The organism is Aquabacterium sp., assembly GCF_016195855.1.
Lineage (GTDB): Bacteria > Pseudomonadota > Gammaproteobacteria > Burkholderiales > Burkholderiaceae_C > Aquabacterium.
The window spans coordinates 707703-727656 of record NZ_JACPYU010000003.1; the positions used below are offsets into that span (position 1 = coordinate 707703).

General features: G+C 65.6%; 16 protein-coding genes and 1 pseudogene. 8 read left to right on the forward strand and 9 right to left on the reverse strand.

Annotated features, from left to right (window positions below; genetic code table 11):
- Positions 1 to 282: 282 nt before the first annotated feature.
- Positions 283 to 1308: pseudogene (locus HY019_RS04650) on the reverse strand (methyl-accepting chemotaxis protein); the annotation flags it as partial.
- 518 nt (positions 1309 to 1826) lie between these two features.
- On the opposite strand from HY019_RS04650, the gene HY019_RS04655 reads away from it, so the two are divergent.
- The 4 genes from HY019_RS04655 to speD all read left to right on the forward strand — a co-directional run bounded on the left by HY019_RS04655 (position 1827) and on the right by speD (position 5340).
- Positions 1827 to 2888, forward strand: coding sequence for an AraC family transcriptional regulator (locus HY019_RS04655; protein ID WP_290688731.1), 1062 nt, complete (start codon positions 1827 to 1829; stop codon positions 2886 to 2888).
- 85 nt (positions 2889 to 2973) lie between these two features.
- Positions 2974 to 4071 carry a fatty acid desaturase gene (locus HY019_RS04660; protein ID WP_290688732.1) on the forward strand — a complete coding sequence of 366 codons (1098 nt, stop codon included), beginning with the start codon at positions 2974 to 2976 and terminating at the stop codon, positions 4069 to 4071.
- A 35-nt stretch (positions 4072 to 4106) separates the two neighbouring features.
- Entirely contained in the window at positions 4107 to 4841 is a 735-nt protein-coding gene (gene murU / locus HY019_RS04665) for an N-acetylmuramate alpha-1-phosphate uridylyltransferase MurU (RefSeq protein WP_290688733.1), read from the forward strand.
- A gap of 19 nt (positions 4842 to 4860) precedes the next feature.
- Entirely contained in the window at positions 4861 to 5340 is a 480-nt protein-coding gene (gene speD, locus HY019_RS04670) for an adenosylmethionine decarboxylase (protein ID WP_290688734.1), read from the forward strand.
- On the opposite strand, the gene HY019_RS04675 is transcribed toward speD, so the two are convergent.
- The 5 genes from HY019_RS04675 to HY019_RS04695 form a co-directional block, all read right to left on the reverse strand.
- Entirely contained in the window at positions 5298 to 7028 is a 1731-nt protein-coding gene (locus tag HY019_RS04675) for an NAD(P)/FAD-dependent oxidoreductase (protein WP_290688736.1), read from the reverse strand. The two genes, speD and HY019_RS04675, sit on opposite strands and share 43 nt — an antisense overlap.
- Before the next feature lie 9 nt (positions 7029 to 7037).
- Complete coding sequence (locus HY019_RS04680) at positions 7038 to 8570, reverse strand: polyamine aminopropyltransferase (RefSeq protein ID WP_290689167.1); 1533 nt, start codon at positions 8568 to 8570, stop codon at positions 7038 to 7040.
- Positions 8571 to 8661: 91 nt separating this feature from the next.
- Entirely contained in the window at positions 8662 to 8886 is a 225-nt protein-coding gene (locus HY019_RS04685; protein ID WP_290688737.1) for a DUF350 domain-containing protein, read from the reverse strand.
- 31 nt (positions 8887 to 8917) lie between these two features.
- Positions 8918 to 10531: a DUF4178 domain-containing protein gene (locus HY019_RS04690; protein WP_290688739.1), complete on the reverse strand. Its 1614-nt coding sequence runs from the start codon at positions 10529 to 10531 to the stop codon at positions 8918 to 8920.
- Between the two features lie 16 nt (positions 10532 to 10547).
- A complete protein-coding gene (locus HY019_RS04695) occupies positions 10548 to 11582 on the reverse strand; it encodes an SPFH domain-containing protein (RefSeq protein WP_290688741.1) in 1035 nt (344 codons plus the stop codon).
- A gap of 119 nt (positions 11583 to 11701) precedes the next feature.
- On the opposite strand from HY019_RS04695, the gene HY019_RS04700 reads away from it, so the two are divergent.
- The 3 genes from HY019_RS04700 to HY019_RS04710 all read left to right on the forward strand — a co-directional run bounded on the left by HY019_RS04700 (position 11702) and on the right by HY019_RS04710 (position 14893).
- The gene (locus HY019_RS04700) at positions 11702 to 12214 is read left to right on the forward strand and encodes a hypothetical protein (RefSeq protein WP_290688743.1); all 513 of its coding nucleotides are present in this window, start codon (positions 11702 to 11704) and stop codon (positions 12212 to 12214) included.
- Positions 12215 to 12244: 30 nt separating this feature from the next.
- The gene (miaB, locus tag HY019_RS04705; RefSeq protein WP_290688744.1) at positions 12245 to 13648 is read left to right on the forward strand and encodes a tRNA (N6-isopentenyl adenosine(37)-C2)-methylthiotransferase MiaB; all 1404 of its coding nucleotides are present in this window, start codon (positions 12245 to 12247) and stop codon (positions 13646 to 13648) included.
- A 126-nt stretch (positions 13649 to 13774) separates the two neighbouring features.
- Positions 13775 to 14893, forward strand: coding sequence for a hypothetical protein (locus HY019_RS04710; RefSeq protein WP_290688745.1), 1119 nt, complete (start codon positions 13775 to 13777; stop codon positions 14891 to 14893).
- Here HY019_RS04710 and bioF read toward each other — a convergent pair.
- Genes bioF through HY019_RS04725 form a run of 3 tightly spaced genes read right to left on the reverse strand, consistent with a single transcriptional unit; the run spans position 14878 to position 18388 of the window.
- Positions 14878 to 16110 (reverse strand): 8-amino-7-oxononanoate synthase, encoded by a 1233-nt coding sequence (gene bioF, locus HY019_RS04715; protein ID WP_290688746.1) that lies wholly within the window; start codon positions 16108 to 16110, stop codon positions 14878 to 14880. The two genes, HY019_RS04710 and bioF, sit on opposite strands and share 16 nt — an antisense overlap.
- Positions 16111 to 16145: 35 nt before the next feature.
- Positions 16146 to 17372, reverse strand: a complete 1227-nt coding sequence (locus HY019_RS04720) for a PLP-dependent aminotransferase family protein (RefSeq protein WP_290688747.1) — start codon at positions 17370 to 17372, stop codon at positions 16146 to 16148.
- A complete protein-coding gene (locus tag HY019_RS04725) occupies positions 17369 to 18388 on the reverse strand; it encodes a DMT family transporter (RefSeq protein WP_290688749.1) in 1020 nt (339 codons plus the stop codon). Before HY019_RS04725 ends, HY019_RS04720 begins: the two co-directional genes overlap by 4 nt.
- Positions 18389 to 18495: 107 nt before the next feature.
- Between HY019_RS04725 and HY019_RS04730 the strand changes: the two genes are divergently transcribed.
- Positions 18496 to 19947, forward strand: a complete 1452-nt coding sequence (locus HY019_RS04730) for a PLP-dependent aminotransferase family protein (RefSeq protein ID WP_290688751.1) — start codon at positions 18496 to 18498, stop codon at positions 19945 to 19947.
- Positions 19948 to 19954 lie beyond the last annotated feature (7 nt).

A 19954-nucleotide genomic window follows, 5' to 3' on the forward strand; every position in this document is an offset into this window, starting at 1 on the left:
GCGTCATGCAAAGCGTGTTGGTGTAGTAAGAATGGTGCCCCAGTGCGCTGTTTTGATCACTACCCCTTACCCTCATACCGGGTCAGTAAAAACGTGGAGAAACGGCCTGTTTCAAGGGTTAGCCTTTAGTAAATCAAGGGGGGTGTTTTGCGGGGTTTCACCAAGCATCAGCAGTAACACCTAACCGCTTCAGGTGGCCATTGACAGGTCGCGTCAGGCATGAAAAAACCCGGCATGAAGCCGGGTTGGTTTGGTGCCAGGCCCAAGGCCGATGGCGGCAGATCAGAAGGTTTCCCAGTCGTCGCTGGCGCCCTTGGAAGGCTCGCTCTTGGCCTCGATGGCCGGCGGCGGCGTGTAGGGCTCGGCGCGCGGGGCCGCAATGGCCTTGGGTGCAGCGGCCTTGAACTGCGGCGCGCGGCTGCCAGCACGGCGCTCTTGCCCGCCAAAGCTGGGTGTGGCCGTGGGTGTCACCGGTGTCACGAAAGGCTTGGCGGCGTGGCTCATGCCGTGGTCCACCTTGAACACGGACACCGCCTGCACCAGTTGCTGCGCCTGCTGCTTGAGGCTCTCGGCCGCAGCGGCACTTTGCTCAACGAGCGCGGCGTTCTGCTGCGTGGCCTGGTCCATCTGGCTGACGGCGTTACCCACCTGGGCCACACCGCTGCTTTGCTCGGCACTGGCCGCGCTGATCTCGCCAATGATGTCGGACACGCGCTTGATCGATGCCACGATCTCCTGCATGGTGGAGCCGGCCTGGTCGACCAGTTCGGTGCCTTGCTCGACACGGTCCACGCTGGTGCTGATCAGGCTCTTGATTTCCTTGGCCGCCTCGGCGCTGCGTTGCGCGAGGTTGCGCACTTCGCCGGCCACCACAGCAAAGCCTCGGCCTTGTTCACCTGCGCGGGCCGCTTCCACCGCGGCGTTCAGCGCCAGGATGTTGGTCTGGAAGGCGATGCCGTCGATCACGCTGATGATGTCGGCGATCTTGCGCGAGCTTTCGTTGATGCCCTTCATGGTGTCCACCACCTGGGACACCACCTCGCCACCGCGTGCGGCCACGCTGGAGGCGCCCTGCGCCAGCTGGTTGGCCTGGCGGGCGTTGTCGGCGTTCTGGCGCACGGTGGAGCCCAACTGCTCCATGGACGAAGCGGTTTGCTGCAGCGACGAGGCTTGCTGTTCCGTGCGGCCAGACAGGTCCTGGTTGCCTTGTGCAATCTGCGAGCTGGCCGTGGCCACGCTGTCGGAGTTGCGGCGCACGGTGCTGACCACATGGGACATCTCGTTGCGCATGCGATCCAGTGCGGCGACGAATTCGCCCACCTCGTCATTGCCTTGATCGCCGCTGTGGCTGCCGGTGAGGTTCAGGGCGGCCAGTTCATCCGCTTGTGCCTTGGCAAAGGCCAGCCGGGTCGCCAGGTTGCGCACGATCAGGAAGCCACCGAACACACCACCGATGCCTACCACCGTACTCAGCACGACGAGGGCGGTGGCCGTGCCACCCTGGCTTGCACCATTCGATTGCGACAAGGCCAGCGCGCAAACCCCGATCACGCCGGACAGCATGCCGCCGGTGAGAACCTTGACTTGGGTTGTGAGTTTCATGAACGACGTCCTTCAACTTGACATGATCAAAGGCTGCGGCAAGACCACTTGAATCAGCGGCCGCACTCAGGCAGCGACTTTCTATCGGCGCCCAGGCCCGCAACTTGAATTTCAGGGGCTGCAATGGCAGGCTCACCCCCGCCGTTCGTGATGGAGTGCACAGCCAGCGGCCGGATGCCACAGAATGCGAAGCTGTTTGTGTTGTACGCCCCGCATCACCACCCATGTCACTGCCCTCCCCCAGGCTCGCCACGATCCCCGCCTCTTATGGGCTGTCGCTGCTGTCCTTGATGACGGAGCGCGGCCATACCGCGGACGACATCCTGGCCGGCAGCGAGCTCAGCCGGGCACAGCTGCAGGATCAGCACGCCCAGATCGGCGGCTGGCAGTACGTGGTCATGCTCAACAACGCCCTGCGCCTTGGCGGCGATGCCGGCCTGGCTTATGAACTGGGCCTGCGCAGCCAGGTGACCAAGCACGGCTTCGTGGGCTTTGGTTTGATCAGTTGCGCCACCTTGCGCGAGGCCATCGAGTTCAGCGAGCGCTACTTCCAGGCGCGGGTATCGGTGTTCCGCAGTGACATGTCCATCAAGGGCGACCAGGTGGTGATCGAGCTGCATGAGACCGTGCCGCTGGGGCCCCCGCGGCCGCTGATTCTGGACATGGTGCTGGTCGAGCTGTGCAGCCTGTTTGCCAAGGTGATGGGCACGGACACGAACGCCTCAGGCTGGACCAGCGAGATCTGGGTGCCCTACCCCGAACCGGTCGCCTACGCGCGCTACAAGGGCCGCCTGCCCCGTTTCAAGTTTGCGCAGCAGGCCGTGCAGATCCGCTTCCCGGCGCGCATGCTGGATGAGCCCATCCCTTCAGCCGACCCGGTCAGCGTGCAGCTGGCCATCGACCGCTGCGAGCAGGAGATGGCCAAGAAGGCCGCACAACAGACCACGGCCGATCTGGTGCGCCACCACCTGGTCTGCAAGGATGGCCGCTACCCCGATGTGGCGGCCATGGCGCAAAAGCTGCTGCTGTCGGAGCGCACGCTCAAGCGCCGCTTGCAGGACGAAGGCTGCAGCTTCCAAGCCTTGCTGGACCAGGCCCGCCACCAGGACAGCCTGCGCCTGCTGGGCAACCCGGCACTGGCGATCAAGCAGGTGGCCGAGGCCGTGGGTTACACGGACCCCGCCAATTTCGCGCGGGCCTTTGCCAAGTGGACGGGGATTTCACCACGTGAATGGCGCCAGCGCCAACGCCCGCAGCAGCGCCCTCAAGAGCCTGGCCTGAATTGACAGGTTTTCGGCCTGATCGCCCCTCACGTATGTGAGGCTCTGCTCGTTACGCTCGTGGTTCACGATTGCGTACAACGAGGAGAGCATGAGCAAAAGAATCAACCCCGATCGCATGAGCGATGCGCAGAAGTCAGAGCACATCCGCTCGGTGGTGTTGCAGGCAGGTGTCGACCTGCGCCAGCGCCACACCTGGTTGCGACACCAGGATGCCATCGGCGCCACCATCATGGTCGTGTCCCTGCTGGGCATGATCGCCAGCGGCTGGCTCTACATCGACGGCCAGATCCCGTGGTGGCTGTGCGTGCCGGTCACGGCCATCTTCGCGTCCTTCATCCACGAGCTGGAGCACGACCTCATCCACCAGATGTACTTCCGCAGCAAGCCATGGGCCAACAGCCTGATGCTGATGGTGGGCTGGCTGGCGCGGGCCAGCACGGTCAACCCCTTTGTGCGCCGCAAGCTGCACCTGCACCACCACAAGGTGTCGGGCACGGAGTCGGACCTGGAGGAGCGCGGCATCACCAACGGTGAAACCTGGGGCCTGCGCCGCCTCTTGATGACGGCGGACAACATCCTGGGTGTGATGCTGCGCCCCAAGACCATGCGCCAGGCCGTGGTCGCCTACGTGAAGGCCCAGCAACCCGCCAGCAAGCAGGAATTTGCGCAGATGCTGCGTGAGCAAGCTTCGGCCTTCTTCCCCTTGGGCACGGTGTACTACTTCGTGTTCCACGCCTGGATCGTGCTGCATGTGGCCATGTGGTGCATGCCCCTGGTGGGCCTGCACGGGCCGGACTGGATCGCCAGCACCTTGCAGCGCCTGGATGTGTTCGCCGTGGTCTACATGCTGCCCAGCCTGCTGCGCACCTTCAGCATCCAGTTCATCAGCTCGAACATGCACTACTACGGCGATGTAGAGGCGCGCAACGCCATGCAGCAATGCCAGGTGCTCAACCCCTGGTGGCTGATGCCACTGCAGTTGTTCTGCTTCAACTTTGGCAGCACACATGCCATCCACCACTTTGCGGTGAAGGAGCCCTTCTATGTGCGCCAGTGGAACGCGGGCATTGCCCACCAGGTGATGCGCGAGATGGGCGTGCGTTTCAATGACTTCGGTACGTTCAAGCGGGCCAACCGCTTCCACCTGACACCACAGGCCGCCCGGCCGCAAGTGCGCTCTGCATGACAATGGGAGGCTGAACGCGAAAGCAGCCTCCTGACATGACCCAGCTTACTGCCCTGATCCTGGCCGCCGGCCGCGGCGAACGCATGCGGCCCTTGACCGACACCACCCCCAAGCCTTTGCTCCGCGTGCAGGGCAAGCCCTTGATCGTGTGGCACCTGGAGGCGCTGGCGCGTGATGGTGTGCGGGATGTGGTGATCAACACGGCGCACCTGGAAGACCAGTTCCCGGCTGCGCTGGGCGATGGGGCTCGCTGGGGCTTGCGCCTTCATTACTCGATGGAAGGCCGCGACCACGGCGGGGCGCTGGAAACCGCTGGCGGCATGGCCAAGGCCCTGCCCTTGCTGGGCGAGGCCTTCTGGGTGCTGGCCGGTGACGTGTACGTGCCGGGCTTTCGCTTTGACGCGGCTGCCGCCGAAGCCTTTGTGCAAGGCGAGGACTGGGGGCAGATGTGGCTGGTGCCCAACCCCGCGCATGTGCCGCAAGGCGACTTCGCCTTGAATGCCGACGGCCGCGTGATGCGCAAGGACCAGGCACCCGCAGGCACATCGGCCTACACCTACTCCACCATTGGCCTGTACCGGCCTGCGATGGTGGCGGGCATCCAAGCGGGCGAGAAGGCCGCCTTGCGGCCCAGCCTGGAGCGCGCGATTGACGCGGGCAAGCTGGCGGGCCGTTTGTACACGGGGCCCTGGGTTGACGTGGGCACACCCCAGCGCCTGGCCGAGTTGAACGGTGAAGCGCCTGCGGCAAGCGCTGCGCCTTCGGCTTGACGCGCCACGGATGTCCCGCATGCAGAACACGCCCGTGTCGATCACCTTGTCGGATTCAGCGCCGGCTTCAGAACCCACGGTATCGCACGAGGCCATCAAGCTGCGCCAGCAAGGTACCCACCTGACGGCAGATCTGGCCGGCTGTGCTGCCGGCCACCCGTGGATGTGCCAGCCCGAGGCCTTGCGCGCCGCCTGCCTGCAGGCCGTGGCCCAGGCAGGCTTGCAGACCGTAGGCGATCGCTTCCATGGCTTTGAACCAGCCCAAGGGCAGCAGACCGCCGGGGTGACCGGCGTGGTGCTGCTGGCCGAATCCCACCTGGCGGTGCACACCTGGCCCGAGCTGGGCGTGGTCACGCTCGATGTGTTCGTGTGCAACCTGCTCAGTGACAACGCCGAGCGTGCGCAGACGCTGCTCGACCAGTTGGTGGCGGGGTTCGCCCCGCTGCAACAGGCGCGTCAGGCCATCTGCCGTGCCATACCGGATGCCGCCAGCACCTGACGGGCCGCGCGCACGCCCTGCGTGAAAGCCTCTTCCAACACCGAGTAGGCAGACAGGTCGCTGTGCGCAAAGTGCAGTCGCCCTTGCGGCGCGCCCAAGGCCGCCAGCGCCGCATGGCCCCTGATGCCAGGCGCCGGGATGCTCATGGCGTGGCCATAACGCATGAGGTCCATCTGCTGCACCAGCCCAGGCAAGTCCGGGTGGATGCGAGACAAGTCGGCCAGCACATGCTGGGCCCAGTCTGACCAGGCCCCTTTGAGCAAGGCCGACCGCATGGCCTGCCCTTGTGCCGCATCCTGCCCGCCCAGTGCCCAGTAGTGCGTGAGCAGCATGGGGCCTGTCACCTGTGCCAGGCTTTGATGGCGGGCATCGACATAACCCAGCGCCGGCATGGGCACGCCGGCCACGCCCTCGGTGGTATAGGGCACGTTGTCCCATGACAAGGGCATGCCGGGCCGATCGGTGAAGGCCTTGGACAGGAGCACATTGCTGACCAGCCAGGGCGCATACGCCATGCGTGGCGCCATCTCCTGCAAGGGTGGCAAAGGCATACGCAACAGGCGCTGGGCCACGAACAGCGGCACGCACAGGATCACCTGCTGCGCCAGCCAGGTCTGCCTGCATTGGTGCCCTGCGTGCCAGCTCTGCACGGCCACCTCGTGGCGGCTGGCCTCTACCTGCAAGGCCACCTGCCCGGTTTGAACACGTTCACCCAGATCGCGTGCCAGTTGCCGGGTCAACCAGCCATTGCCCTCAGGCCAGGTCAGCACGGCATCGTGGGCCTCACCCTGGCCCGGCAGCTCGAAGCCGTGTCGGCTGGCGAAGTAATGCAAGCCGGCCCAGGCCGAGACACGGCCCAGGCCCGCGCCATAGTCATCACGGCAGGCATAGTCCAGCAGCCACAACAAGGGTTTGGATGTGTAGCCCTTGTTGCGCAGCCATTGCGCAAAGGTCACTTGGTCCAAGGCTGCCAGGCCGGCATGCCAGGCACGCTTTGTGGTGGGCATGGCAAAGCCCAAGTCGCGCGAGGCTGTGCTCACATCCTGCGAGAAGCGGCGGTATTGCGCCAGGTCGTCGGCGCTCAGGCCTTGTTGCAGCAAGAGCCCCTCTCGCCATTGGCCGCGCCACAGGCCGGGCTTGTCCTGCGTCGCATCCGGGATGAACAGGCGCTCTTGCGGGCTGTGGCAGAGGTGGCGTTCATCGCCCACCCAGCGCCCATGCTCCTGGCGGATCAGGCCCAGCTCCTCCAGCCACTGCGCCACCTCGGTGGCATCAGGCCCCGGCATGGGCAGGTAATGCGCACCCAAGGGGCAAGGCAGGCCGCGCATCCGGTGGCCACGGGCATTGCCGCCGGGTTCATCTTCCAGGTCCAGCACGGCCAGATCATCCAGGCCCGCGCGCATCAAGGTGCGTGCCGCAGACAGGCCCGCCACGCCGGCACCAATGATGAGGGTGTGCACACGGCGGGGCGGCGCGCACAGGGCTGCCGGGGTTTGGGCATCGCGCCAGGCGTGGCCACGGTCAACATGGGCACCCACCCAGCCGCCTTGCACATCGGGGCGCAAACTGACGGGCACGGTGCGGTGGCAGGAGCTCAAGCCGGGCAGCAAGCCGGTGGCCACGCCCATGCCGGCGGCGCTCAGCCAACGGCGGCGCGCGCTGTTCAGGCCGGGCTCATGGGCAGACATGGTGGAACTTCATTGGTGCACACGGCCCCATTCGGCCTCGAAGGTCTGCACCAGCACCTGGTTGCTCAGGCGATTGGGCTCGGCGGCCACGCGGGCCATGTCGGGCGGGAAGTCGAACAAGGCCGGCAGGCTGGTAGGGGTGACAAAGCGCATGCCCTGCGGTAGTTGCTGCGGCATGCGCCAGGGCCGGTGGTGGGCCAGCACAAAGCCCCACTCGCCAAAGCTGGGCACATGCGCGTGGTAAGGCGTGGTCTGCAGGCCCACGGCTTCGAGCGTGCTGACCACGGTCCAGAAGCTTTGCCGCGCGATCAAAGGCGAGGTGGTCTGGATGACGGCATAGCCGCTGGCAGACAGGTGCTGGTCCAGCAAGGCGTAGAAGGTGGTGGTGTAGAGCTTGCCGATGGCGTGGTTGGTGGGGTCGGGGAAGTCCACCACGATGACGTCGTACACCTCGTCGTGCGAGGCCAGCCAGGTGAAGGCATCCGCGTTGACCACCTTCACCTTGGGCGCCTTGAGCGAGCCTTTGTTCAAGGCGGTCAGGCGCGGGTCGCGGCTGAACAGGGTGGTCATGGCCGGGTCCAGCCCCACCAGGGTGACCTGTTGCACGCTGGGGTACTTGAGGATTTCGCGCACGGCCATGCCGTCGCCACCACCCAGCACCAGCACACGCTTGGGTGCGCCTTGTGCGCTCATGGCGGGGTGGACCAGGGCCTCGTGGTAGCGGTACTCATCACGCGAGGCGAACTGCAGGTTGCCATTGAGGAAGAGGCGCGTGCCACCATGGCCCTGGGTGATGACGATGCGTTGATACGGTGTGTCCTGCCTCAGCACCACGCCTTCGCCATAGAAGCGGTCTTCGGCCCAGGTGGTCAGGGGCGGCGCGCCCACCATGGCCGCGGCCAGGATGACGATGACGGCCGCGCAAGCCCAGGCATGGCGGTGCCAGGCGCGCAGTTCACTGCGAAACAGGTGCAGTGCCCACACGGCCACCAGCACATTGAGCAGGCCGAAGAACACACCCGTGCGCACGATGCCCAGGTGCGGCACCAGCAGCAGCGGGAAGGCCAGCGACACCACCAGCGCACCCAGGTAATCGAAGGTGAGCACCCCGGAGACCAGGTCCTTGAGCGCATAGCGGTGCGCAAAGTGGCGCTTGAGGATGCGCATCACCAGCGGGATCTCCAGGCCCACGAGCACGCCGATCAACGTCACCATGCCATAGAGCAAGGCGCGAAACGGTGCCGAGGCCCAGGCGGGCAAGAGGCTGTTGGCCACGAAGAGCACCGCCGGCATCAGCCCACCGAACAGGCCCACCATCAACTCGATGCGCAGAAAGTGCGCCACCAGTTGCCGCTCCAGGTAGCGCGACAACCACGAGCCCACGCCCATGGCAAACAGGTAGGTGCCAATGACGGTGGAGAACTGGAGGATGGAGTCCCCCAGCAGGTAGCTGGCCAGGGCACCGGCCGCCAGCTCGTACACCAGCCCGCAGGCCGCGACCACGAAGACCGAGGCCAGCAAGGCCAGCTCGGCCGGCGCCATGTGGCCTCGCTCGATAGGGCCTCGCTCGCCATGGCCCGGTTCGCGGTGGCCTGTCTCGGCCAGGGCTGGCACTGCCTGCCCGTTGCCTGGTTCAGCCATGCACCGCCGCGGCGACGATCTGCCCGATGGCCAGGCACATGGCCGCCACCACGATGGCCAGGGCCACGTTCTTCTTCTCGACGATCTCGCCCCACAGGTCATAGGGGGTGAGCTTGTCGACGATGACGAAGCAAAGCCAGAAGATCGCCACGCCGATCAAGGCAAAGGCGATGGACCCCAGGAACACGCCGGGCTTGAGCCATTCGATATCGATCATGTTGATCTCCTAAACACTGCTTGCTGCGTTGCTACTTGTGAAAGCCGCCACTGTTGTAGCCGCCATATGAACCACCGTGACTGCTGCTGCCGCTGCCCTGGCTGGCCCGGCATTGCTGGTACTCGGTGCTGTACTCGCCATAGTTGCTGCGTATATCGCTGCAGTCATCGCTGCACTTTTCGAGCAGGATGACGATGAACAGAAAGAGCAGGATCCACATCAGCTGCGTCAGCCACTTCTTGCTCTCGGCCGACATGGGGGTGGCGTCGCGCTTGAAGGCCCCCATGGACTGCTTGGCGATCTGGAAGGCGCTCATCACGGCCTGGGCCTCGATGGTCTCGCCAGCCGACCAGGTGACCTCGTTGCCCGTTTGCTCGCGGTTGAGCCGCAGTGAGCTGTTGCTGCCCTGGCCCGCGAAGTCGGTGTTGAGCGTGCGCTGTTCCTTGCGCACAGGCCAGTAGAACTCGCCCAGCACATAGGTGGTCTTGGCCGGGTAGGTATAGCGCTTGCGGTAGGTCTTGCCCTGGTAGACCAGGGTGTCGCCCTTCATGGCCGGCACGCCGGTAACGGGGCGCACGATGCTCCAGCCATCCTCGGCATCGACCAGGAAGGCAAAGCCCTGCAGGCGGTTGTACAGGAGGTACTCGCGCCAGAAGGTCTGCTCTTCATGGGCGTCTTCAGGGACGTCGCAGCGCTCCTGGTAGCCCACCACCTGCCAGTTTTCGGCTTTGCCACCCACCTTGAGCGTGCCGACCTTGCCCAGCGGGATCAGGGGCTCCAGCGTGTTGTCCTGGCGGTAGTAGGCAAGGTCGCTGCCCAGCCCCTTGCTGATGTCGATGACGGACTTGCAGCTGGTGCAGACAATGGATTGGGCGCTGTCCAGCGTGGGGGTGAGCGAGGTGCCGCAGTGGGGGCACTCGATGCCCTTGGCCTGCAGCTTGCCCTCGGCCACCTGCTTGGCATCCGGGATGCCGGACAGGCGCAGATCGGCCAGTTGCACCGAGCGCCCCACATCCAGCTGAACCGGCTGCGCTTCGGGCTCGATGGACAGGACCTCGCCGGCCGTGTTGCGCAGCTCCAGCACCGGGAATTCACGCGTGAAATCGGGCTTGACGGCCAGCTCGCCTTCAGCCGCATGGGTGTGCGCTTGCACGCACGAGGACAGCACCCAGGGCCGGCTGTCGATGACCACGCTTTGGCCGATGGCCGCTTGCATCAACTCGCGCAAGGGCAGCGCTTGTGAGGGCTGCAGCGCGAACGACATGACATAGGCGCCGTTGTCTTCGCTGAGCGCGCCGCTGCGCCCGTTGTCGAACAGCGCGTGCCACTCGGTCCAGCGGCCTTCTTCGCCCGCATCGTCCTTGTAGGCCCGTTGCAGCCGGCCAATCAGCGTGAAGGCTTCGCCCTGATGCTGGCCGCGTGCGCCCAGCGCCAGCGGGCTGTGGTCGTCGAACAGGGCGGCACTCTGGCCGATGCGGCGCAGCGATTCGCCGTCACGCACCAGCGTGCTCTTGCAGAAGCTGCAAACGGCCAGGGGCGAGGCCGCCGATCGGAACTCGACCGGCGCACCACAGAACGTGCATGCCGCGCGCCAGGCGCGTTGCGCACCACCACCAGCGCCTGGCCCGGCGCCTTGATCACTCATGACAACAACCCGCCGTTCAGACGAGTTTCTTGAGCAGCTCGGCCTTCTTGGCGCTGAACTCGTCTTCGGTCAGGATGCCCTTGGCCTTCAGGTCCGCCAGCTTCTCGATGGTGGCCATGATCTCGTCAGGCTTGATGCCGGCGGGTGCCGCGCCCGTGGCAGCCGTTGCGCTCTGCATGCCTTGCTGGATGGATTGCGCCATGACCTGGCCCAAGGCCAGCCCTGCGCCCAAGCCGGCGGCATCACCGGCCACGCCCCCCCCACCCTGCCCCGATGCAGCCGCAATCACGGGCAGGGCCTGCGCCGCTTGGTACTGCACGAACTGGCCCATGTTCTGGCCGACCATGCCCATGCCGATCTTCTGGTCGAGGATCTTTTGCAGCTCTTCGGGCAGCGACACGTTTTGCACGGTCAAGCCTTCGATCTTCAGCCCCAGCGCTTCAAACGAAGGGGCCACGGCCTCGGTCAGTGCCTTGGCGAACTCGATCTGGTTGGCCGCCAGGTCCAGGAAGGGGATGCCGCTTTGCGCCACGGCATCGCTCAGGTGCTGCAGCAAGAGGCCGCGCAGTTGCCCGTCCAGATCGGCCACGGTGTAGGCCTCGCGCGTGCCCGACACCTCGGTGTGGAACTTGCGCGGGTCGGCCATGCGCACGGCGTAGTTGCCAAAGGCGCGCACGCGCACGGCGCCGAAATCCTTGTCGCGCAGGGTGATGGGCTGGCTGGTGCCCCAGCGCAGGTCCAGTTGCTGGCGCGTGCTGAAAAAGTACACATCGCTCTTGAAGGGCGAGGCAAACAGCTTGTCCCAGTTCTTGAGGTTGGTCAGCAGGGGCAGGGTTTGCGTCGTCAGCTTGTGCGTGCCGGGCCCGAACAGGTCGGCCACCTTGCCCTCGTTGACGAACAGGGCCATCTGCGACTCACGCACCACCAGCATCGCGCCGTTCTGGATTTCGCGGTCCTCGAAGGGGTAGCGCCAGGCCAGCACGCCGTCGGTGGACTCTGTCCACTCGATGACGTCGATGAACTGTTTCTTGATGAAATCGACCAAACCCATGTGTTTCTCCCGGATCGGGGTACCTCCTTCGGGCACCCGGCAGCCCGCATATTACCCACAACGGCGGACACCCTTGCCGTAGAATCCCCACTCCGATCAACAGCCCCTGGATCTACACCATGCCCCGCTGTCTCAAGTCGGTCACGGCCGCTCTGGCCCTGGCTGCGCCTGCGCTGGTTTTTGCTCAAAGCGCTGCCGTTGTCGGTGCCGTGGTTGGCACCGTTCTGGGTGCCGCTAGCAGCGCCTCCCAAAGCACGTCCGGCACGACCACGGCCACGTCCAGCACCCCGCTGTCCAACCCGGACACGCCCATTGGCCGCGCCACCCCCATCCTCAAGCAGTCGTTGCGTGGCGAGATCCTGTTCGGCCAGCCACCCGAGGTCACGCTCAATGGCAACGCGGCCCGCCTGGCACCTGGCGCCCGCATCCGTGACCTGGACAACCGCCTGGTGCTGTCGGGCAACCTGGTCGGGCAGAAGTACAAGGTCAACTACACGGTTGACACCCTGGGCCTGTTGATGAACGTGTGGATCCTCAAGGCCGACGAGGCCGCCAAGCTGTGGCCCACCACGCCCACCGAAGCCGCCACCTGGATCTGGGACCCCGTCAGCCAGACCTGGTCCAAGCCCTGATCCACGCCCCGATCCCGAGAAGTTCCCGCCATGAGCACCGCACCGCAAGCCCCCGTTACCGAAGCCACCGCTGAGGCCCCCACAACCAAGAAGGTCTACATCAAGACCTATGGCTGCCAGATGAACGAATACGACTCGGACAAGATGTCCGACGTCATGAACGCCGCCAAGGGCTACACGCCCACGGACGACCCCGAGCAGGCCGACCTGATCCTGTTCAACACCTGCTCGATCCGCGAGAAGGCGCAAGAGAAGGTCTTCAGCGATCTGGGCCGCGTCAAGCACCTCAAGGCCAAGGGCGTGATGATCGGTGTAGGCGGCTGCTTGGCCAGCCAGGAAGGTGCCTCCATCATCGAGCGCGCGCCTTATGTGGACGTGGTGTTTGGCCCGCAAACCCTGCACCGCCTGCCGGCCATGCTGGAAAAGCGCCAGCGCACCAGGCGCCCGCAGGTGGACATCAGCTTCCCCGAGATCGAGAAGTTCGACCACCTGCCCCCGCCGCGCAAGGAAGGCGCCTCGGCCTTCGTGTCCATCATGGAAGGTTGCTCGAAGTACTGCAGCTACTGCGTGGTGCCCTACACCCGTGGCGAAGAGGTCTCGCGCCCCTTTGACGACGTGCTGACCGAAGTGGCCGACCTGGTCGACCAGGGCGTCAAGGAAATCACCTTGCTGGGCCAGAACGTGAACGGCTACCGCGGCAAGATGGGTGACACGGCTGAGATCGCCGACTTCGCCACCCTGGTCGAGTACATCGCCGAGATGCCCGGCCTGGAGCGCATCCGCTTCACCACCAGCCACCCCAACGAGTTCGGCCAGCGCCTGATCGATGTCTACGGCAAGACCGACAAGCTGGTCAACCACGTGCACCTGCCCGTGCAGCACGGCTCGGACCGCATCCTCATGGCCATGAAGCGCGGCTACACGGTACTTGAATACAAGAGCACCATCCGCAAGCTGCGCGCCGTGCGCCCTGACATCCGCCTGTCGACCGACTTCATCGTCGGCTTCCCCGGCGAGACGGATGAAGACTTCGACAAGCTCATGAAGCTGGCCACGGACCTTGAGTTCGACGCCTCCTACAGCTTCATCTTCAGCGCGCGCCCTGGCACCCCCGCTGCCGCGCTGGAAGACACGACGCCGCACGAGGTCAAGCTCCAGCGCCTGCAAACCCTGCAGGCCTATCTGGAAACCAATGTGCTGCGCTACAGCGAAGCGCTGGTCGGCAAGACACAGAAGATCCTGGTCGAAGGCCCCAGCCGCAAGGACCCGTCCGAGCTGATGGGCCGCACCGAGTGCAACCGCATCGTGAACTTTGCGGCCGGCCCGAGCCAGCAGATCCGTGAGCGCCTGATCGGCCAGTTGATCGACGTGAACATCACCAAGGCTTTTGCCCACTCCTTGCGAGCTGAAGTGATCCTGAAAGACCAAATCTGAAGGGACACTTCAAGACAAACCGTGACAGGTTTGGCGCAAGGGCCCGAAATCTGCGCTTCAAGTTCTTTCACTTTTTGACTTTGTGGTCGAAATGAAAGCCATGTAGTCAGCAGTCATCGGACCAACATGAAGCTCTTGCGTTTGTGTCTCCATCAGATCAAGCTCAATGAGCCCTTGCCCTGGAACGTGCGCAACGAGCCAGGGCATTTGCTTTTGGGCAAAGGCTTCATGCTGACTGAACAGGCCCAGATCGACACGCTGATCGAGCGCGGCGTGTACGTGGACCAGGAAGAGTACGAACGGCATCAGCGCGAGGTGCAGTCCACCCGCACGCGCCGGGACCCTTTTGCCATGTGGTCCGTCATCCTCAAGCGCACGGGGCACCTGCTGCGCACCCACAAAGAGAACCCTCAGTTCGCGCAGGAAGTCGGCACCTTGTCTGGCCACATCCAGATGGCCATGAAAGAAGATGTCGAGGCCGGCACCTTCGAGATGGTCCACGGTGACCCCACCGGCTACGCCGTGTCGCACTCGCTGCAAACGGCCTTCGTGGCCTGCCTGGCCGCCGATCGCTTCGGCTGGACCGACAACGACCGCACCACCCTGATCCGCGCCGCGCTGACCATGAACATCGGCATGCTGGATCTGCAAAATACGCTGACGCACCAGTCCACGCCGCCCACGCCTCAACAGAAGGCCGACATCGCGGCACATCCTGAAAGAAGCCGGGCCATCCTGGAGGCAGCGGGCGTCACGGATCAGGACTGGCTCAAGACGGTCGAACAACACCACGTCACGCCCGATGGGGGCGCGCTGCCTGAAGGCCACGGCAGCTTCAGCCCGCTGGCCTGCCTGATCCACTACGCCGACGTGTACCTGGCCCGCCTCGCACCGCGTGCCAACCGCCCGGCCATGGCCGTGAACATCGCCGCGCGCGAACTGTTCCTCAAGGCCGCAGGCGCCAACAACCCTTATGCCGCGGCCATCATCAAGGAGATGGGCATGTTCCCGCCCGGCTCTTTCGTGAAGCTGGCCAATGGCGACACCGCGGTGGTGGTCAGGCGCGGCGAGAACGCGGGTGCCCCGCTGGTGCACAGCCTGATCAGCTCGGATGGCTGGGTCTTCCCCGACTCACGGCCACGCGATACCGGCAAGCCGGAGTTCAAGGTCGTGGCCGCCGTGCCCCGTGGCAATGTGCTGATGCAACTCAACCGCCAGAAGCTCTACGGTTACGCCACGGCCTGAGCCAGGGCTTTGCACAGCTGATCGACGTGCTCGATCGTGTGCGCGGCTGACAAGGAAATGCGCAGGCGCGCTGTGCCTTCTGGCACGGTTGGAGGCCGGATCGCGGGCACCCACACTCCACGCTCATCCAGGCGAGCCATCACGGCCAGCGCGTCTTCATTGCTGCCGATGATCAAGGGCTGAATGGCCGTATCAGAGGGCAGCAGCGTCCAGGGCAAGTTCGCCGCGCTCACGCCGGCCTGCAAACGCGCTTGAAGCGCACGCAGGTGCTGGCGCCGCTGGGGCTCGTCATGCATGACCTGCAAGGCCGCACGCAATGACTCGGCCACGATGGCCGGCGCCGCCGTGGCGAACATGTAGGTGCGGGCCTTTTGCATGACCCACTCGACCATGCTGGGCTCACCCGCGATGAAGGCACCAGCCACGCCTGCAGCCTTGCCCAAGGTGGCCATGTAGATGAGCCGGTCCAGGCGCCCTTGCCAGGCTGGCGCCACGCCCTGCACGCCCGCGATGCCGTGGTAGGACAAGGTGCCCTCGCCCCGCTCGCCCAACACACCAAAACCATGGGCGTCGTCGATCATCAACCAGGCGTCGTAGCGCTCGCACAGCGCCAGCAGCGCAGGCACATCGGCCACATTGCCGTCCATGCTGAACACGGCGTCGGTCACCACCAGCTTGCGGCGTGCCGTGCTGGCTTGCAAGGCCGCTTCCAGCGCGGCCAGATCAGCATGCGGCAACACATGCGACTCAGCACGCGACAAACGGATGCCATCAATCAGGCAGGCGTGGTTGAGCGCATCGGAAAACACCGCGTCACCCTTGCCGACCAGTGCGGGAATGGCGCCTACATTGGCCGCATAACCCGCGTAGAAATACAGCGCACGCGGCAAGCCAACCATGGTGGCCAGTTCCTGCTCCAGCGCCTCGTGCGCGGGGCTGTGGCCACACACCAGTGGCGACGCCGTGGCGCCCACGCCGTAACGTGCTGCCGCCTGTTGGGCCGCGGCGATCAAGGCTGGGTGTTGCGACAGGCCCAGGTAGTCATTGCTGCCAAATGAGAGGCGGGGCTGGCCATCGATCAGGTAGGTGGTGCCGCGCAGGGCCTCGTCGGTCAAGGCGAGTTCTGCGGGCGCGATCAAGGGCGCCACTTGACGCCGCTTGCGCGCCAGGTGAGCCGCACGCAAGCGCGCCAGCTCTTGTTCAAACAGTGCAGTCATCCCGCAAGGTTAACAGGCCCGCTTAACAGGCCCATTCAAGAGGCCTGTACCAGCGCCACCTTCATGTGCGCCGCCAGCCTGCTCACCGCCTCTTCAAGCTGATCGGGCGACAAGGTCACGAAGGACAAGCGCATCTGCCGCCCCTTGCTGGCATGGCCCTCTGTATAAAAGGCCGCGCCCGGCACATAGGCCACACCGCTTTCCACCGCAGCCGGCAAGGTGGCTGCCGCATCAAAGCCTTCAGGGCCTTGCACCCAGAAGAACATGCCGCCTTGCGGCACCTGCCACACACAGCCCTCGGGCAAATGCCGCTGCAAGGCCGCCGCCATGGCATCGCGCTGGGCCTTGTACGCCTGGCGCACCTTGCTCACATGCGCATCCAGATCAAAACCATCTTGCAGCAACTGCAGCACCAGGCGCTGGTTGAAGCCCGGTGTGTGCAAGTCCGTGGCCTGCTTGGCCTGCAGCAAGCGGGTGCGCAAGGCCTGGGCGCCAGGCGCCTCATCGGGCGGCGTGACCACAAAGCCCAAACGCAAGCCCGGCGCCAGCACCTTCGACAAAGAGCCCAGGTAGACCGTGTGATGCGGTGCGTGCACGGCGATTGGGTCTGGCGGTGGCGCGTCGTACCAGAGCTCGCCATAAGGGTTGTCTTCGATCAGGGTGGTGTGCCCTGCCTTGAGCGCGTGTGCCAGCGCCCGCCGCCGCGCCTCGCTCAGGCACGCACCCGTCGGGTTCTGATAGCTGGGCACCAGGTAGGCCGCCTGCGGCATGGGCTGCGCCGCGTCCAGCAGGGCTTGGGGATCAGGCCCCTGTTCAAGTCCTTGTTCATCGCCGGGCCACGGCGTCAACACCGGCCCGTACACCGAGAAAGCCTGCAAGGCGCCAAGGTAAGTGGGCTGCTCGACCAGCAAGCGGCTGCCTGGGTCCAACAGCACCTTGCCCAGCAGGTCCAGCCCCTGTTGCGAGCCCGTGGTCACCAGCACCTGCTCGGCGCTCACGGCCCAGCCTGGCCGGCTGATGCGACGCGCCATCCACTCGCGCAGCGGCATCAGGCCTTCGCTGTTGGCGTACTGCATCGCTTGCGCGCCTTGCGTCTGCCACACACGCTCGCTGGCCTGGCGCAAGGCTGCGAGGGGGAAGCCTTCGGGTGAGGGCAAGCCACCCGCCAGCGACAGGACGCCGGGCCGTTCGGTGAGCTTGAGGATGTCGCGGATGGCCGATGAGGTCATGTGCCGCGTGCGGTCAGCCAGCTGGATGCTCATGTGGGACTCGTTTCAAGGTGCCGCACGGGCGGCAGGGCAGGAGAATGGGATGCGGCAGGCACTGGAGAGGCCCGCGCCAAGCGCTGCCCCAACACCACCACCGCCAGGACGGCCAGCGCAAACACCCAGGCTTTCACGGGCACGGCCTCGCCGAGCAAGGCCGCCGAGATCAGCATGGCCAGCAGCGGTTGCAACAGTTGCAGCTGGCTCACCCGCATGGCATCGCGGGCCAAGGCGGCGTACCAGAGGAAGAAGCCCAGCCAGGTCGAGCACACGGCCACATAGGCCAGGCCCCACCAGGCTGCAGGCTGGATCTGAGCGCGCGCCTGCGCCAGGCTGTGGATGCCTTGCGGCCACCAGTACACCGACAAGGCCACGGTCACGGGCCAGGCCAGCACCAGCGACCAGGACATGACCTGCGAGGATGGCATCTCACGGCTCAAACGGGCCCCGGCCACATAGGCCACCGATGCGCCGACCATGCCCAGCAACATGGTGCCATCCGCCGCCAGCGACAGGCCGGCACCGGCCACGTGATGCGCCGACGAAGACCAGGCGAACACCGCCATCAAACCCGCGCCCGCCGCGCTGGCCAGCCAGAAACCCAGGCGCGGCCGATGCCCCAGCCACCAGGCCGACAAAGCTGCCGTGCACAAGGGCAGCAACCCCGTGATCACGGCCGCATGCGAAGCCGGCACGATGCGCACGGCCCAGCCCATGCCCAGCGGAAAACCCATCACCCCGCCCAGCACGATGGCCAGCAACCAGCGGCGATGGGCCGCAGCGGGCCACGCGGCACGCACCCACAGCAGATGCAGCACGGCCAGCACACCCGCCAGGGCCGCACGCGCGCTGGCCACGAACAGCGGCGGCCACTGCGGCTCGGTCAAAGACCCATTGGCCAGGCGGGTCATGGGGATCGTCATCGCGAACACCAGCACGGCCATCAGGCCAATGGCGCGGGGCCACCAGGGGTGCTGGCTGAGCGATGGGGGTGCTTGCAAAGAGGTGTCCATGTATGGCAATGTAGAGACCAACACCAATACAGCACCAACACAGTTCAGCACATCAGCCAACACACTGTATTGGCCATCTGACCAGTACAGCGCCACCAGACCTCACGATGGACCGCCACCACGACACGGCCCCGCCCTCCTCACCGGGCAAGGCACTGAGCCGCGACAGCGACCAGACGCTGACCGAGCAACTGGCTCAGCGCTTTGCCGACCGCATCCGCCAGAACTGGCTGGCACCGGGCAGCCGCCTGCCTTCGGTGCGCGAATGCGCCCGCACCCACCAGGTCAGTTCCTACACCGTGGTGGCCGCTTACGACCAGTTGCTGGCGCAAGGCCTGATCGAAGCCCGCAGCCAGCGGGGCTACTTCGTGCGGCAGGCGCCCCGTCAGACCACCCACGCCACCAGCGCGGACAGCAAACCTCACCCCTTCCAGCCCAGCACGCCCATTGACGCCACCACGCTGATCCGCGGCATGTTCCATGAACCTGGTGCGCGCCCCATGCCCGGCCTGGGCACCCTGCCGCCGGCCTGGCTGGACGCGGGCATGCTGGGCTCGGCGCTGCGCCGTGTCACGCAAGGTGACAAGCTCATCCCGCTGACCCTGCATTACGGCGAGCCCGCTGGTGATGCCCGCTTTCGGCGAGCCATGAGCCTGCGCCTGGCCGAGTACGGCCTCAAGGCCGACGCCGATCAGCTCATCACCACCGTGGGCGCCACGCACGCGCTGGACCTGGTCACCCGCGCCCTGCTCCAACCGGGCGACGCCGTGCTGGTGGACGAGCCCGCCTGGCCCGTCGAGTTCGCGCGCCTGGCTCAGTTGGGCATGCGCGTCCTGCCCGTGCCACGCGGGGTAGATGGCCCCGACCTGGCCGTGATGCAAAAACTCGCCCGAGAGCACCACCCCAAGCTGTATGTGACCGTGTCCGTGCTGCACAACCCCACCAGCACCATGCTCTCGCCGGGGCATGCCCATCAGGTGCTGCGCCTGGCCGAGACCCACGGCTTTCACATCCTCGAAGACGACATCTACGGCTTCCTCGCACCCCTGCATGCCACCCGCCTGAGCGTGCTGGACAACCTGCAACGCACCATCATGGTCGGCAGCTTCTCCAAGATCCTCACGCCCAGCTGGCGCGTGGGCTACATCGTCGCCCCTCGCCAATTGGTGGAACGCATCACCAACACCAAGCTGCTGACCTCGCTGACCACCGCGCCCATGCTGGAGCAGACCCTGGCCTTGTGCCTGGAGCAAGGCCAGTTGCGGCGCTTTTGCGACCGCGTCACGCAGCAGCTGGATGCGGCACGTGCGCGCACCGTGCAGCTTGCACGCCAGGCCGGCTGCGAGTTCGTGTTCGAGCCGCAAGGCCTGTTTGGCTGGGTCGACACCGGCATGGACACCGAACGCCTGACCATGCCCATGCTGGACGCGGGCTGGCTGATCGCGCCGGGTGCGCTTTTTCATGCGCAGCGCCGGCCCTCCACGCTGATGCGCATCAACTTCGCCTCATCACAAGACGCCAAGTTCTGGCGCGCGCTGCAGGCCCAGCGCAAACGCTGAGCAGGCT

What these genes read in the sequence shown, in the direction of transcription:
- HY019_RS04655 (WP_290688731.1), top strand. Translation starts at nt 1,827, where the DNA reads ATGTCACTGCCCTCCCCCAGGCTCGCCACGATCCCCGCCTCTTATGGG.
- HY019_RS04660 (WP_290688732.1), top strand. Translation starts at nt 2,974, where the DNA reads ATGAGCAAAAGAATCAACCCCGATCGCATGAGCGATGCGCAGAAGTCA.
- murU (WP_290688733.1), top strand. Translation starts at nt 4,107, where the DNA reads ATGACCCAGCTTACTGCCCTGATCCTGGCCGCCGGCCGCGGCGAACGC.
- speD (WP_290688734.1), top strand. Translation starts at nt 4,861, where the DNA reads ATGCAGAACACGCCCGTGTCGATCACCTTGTCGGATTCAGCGCCGGCT.
- HY019_RS04675 (WP_290688736.1), bottom strand. Translation starts at nt 7,028, where the DNA reads ATGTCTGCCCATGAGCCCGGCCTGAACAGCGCGCGCCGCCGTTGGCTG.
- HY019_RS04680 (WP_290689167.1), bottom strand. Translation starts at nt 8,570, where the DNA reads ATGGCGCCGGCCGAGCTGGCCTTGCTGGCCTCGGTCTTCGTGGTCGCG.
- HY019_RS04685 (WP_290688737.1), bottom strand. Translation starts at nt 8,886, where the DNA reads ATGATCGATATCGAATGGCTCAAGCCCGGCGTGTTCCTGGGGTCCATC.
- HY019_RS04690 (WP_290688739.1), bottom strand. Translation starts at nt 10,531, where the DNA reads ATGAGTGATCAAGGCGCCGGGCCAGGCGCTGGTGGTGGTGCGCAACGC.
- HY019_RS04695 (WP_290688741.1), bottom strand. Translation starts at nt 11,582, where the DNA reads ATGGGTTTGGTCGATTTCATCAAGAAACAGTTCATCGACGTCATCGAG.
- HY019_RS04700 (WP_290688743.1), top strand. Translation starts at nt 11,702, where the DNA reads ATGCCCCGCTGTCTCAAGTCGGTCACGGCCGCTCTGGCCCTGGCTGCG.
- miaB (WP_290688744.1), top strand. Translation starts at nt 12,245, where the DNA reads ATGAGCACCGCACCGCAAGCCCCCGTTACCGAAGCCACCGCTGAGGCC.
- HY019_RS04710 (WP_290688745.1), top strand. Translation starts at nt 13,775, where the DNA reads ATGAAGCTCTTGCGTTTGTGTCTCCATCAGATCAAGCTCAATGAGCCC.
- bioF (WP_290688746.1), bottom strand. Translation starts at nt 16,110, where the DNA reads ATGACTGCACTGTTTGAACAAGAGCTGGCGCGCTTGCGTGCGGCTCAC.
- HY019_RS04720 (WP_290688747.1), bottom strand. Translation starts at nt 17,372, where the DNA reads ATGAGCATCCAGCTGGCTGACCGCACGCGGCACATGACCTCATCGGCC.
- HY019_RS04725 (WP_290688749.1), bottom strand. Translation starts at nt 18,388, where the DNA reads ATGGACACCTCTTTGCAAGCACCCCCATCGCTCAGCCAGCACCCCTGG.
- HY019_RS04730 (WP_290688751.1), top strand. Translation starts at nt 18,496, where the DNA reads ATGGACCGCCACCACGACACGGCCCCGCCCTCCTCACCGGGCAAGGCA.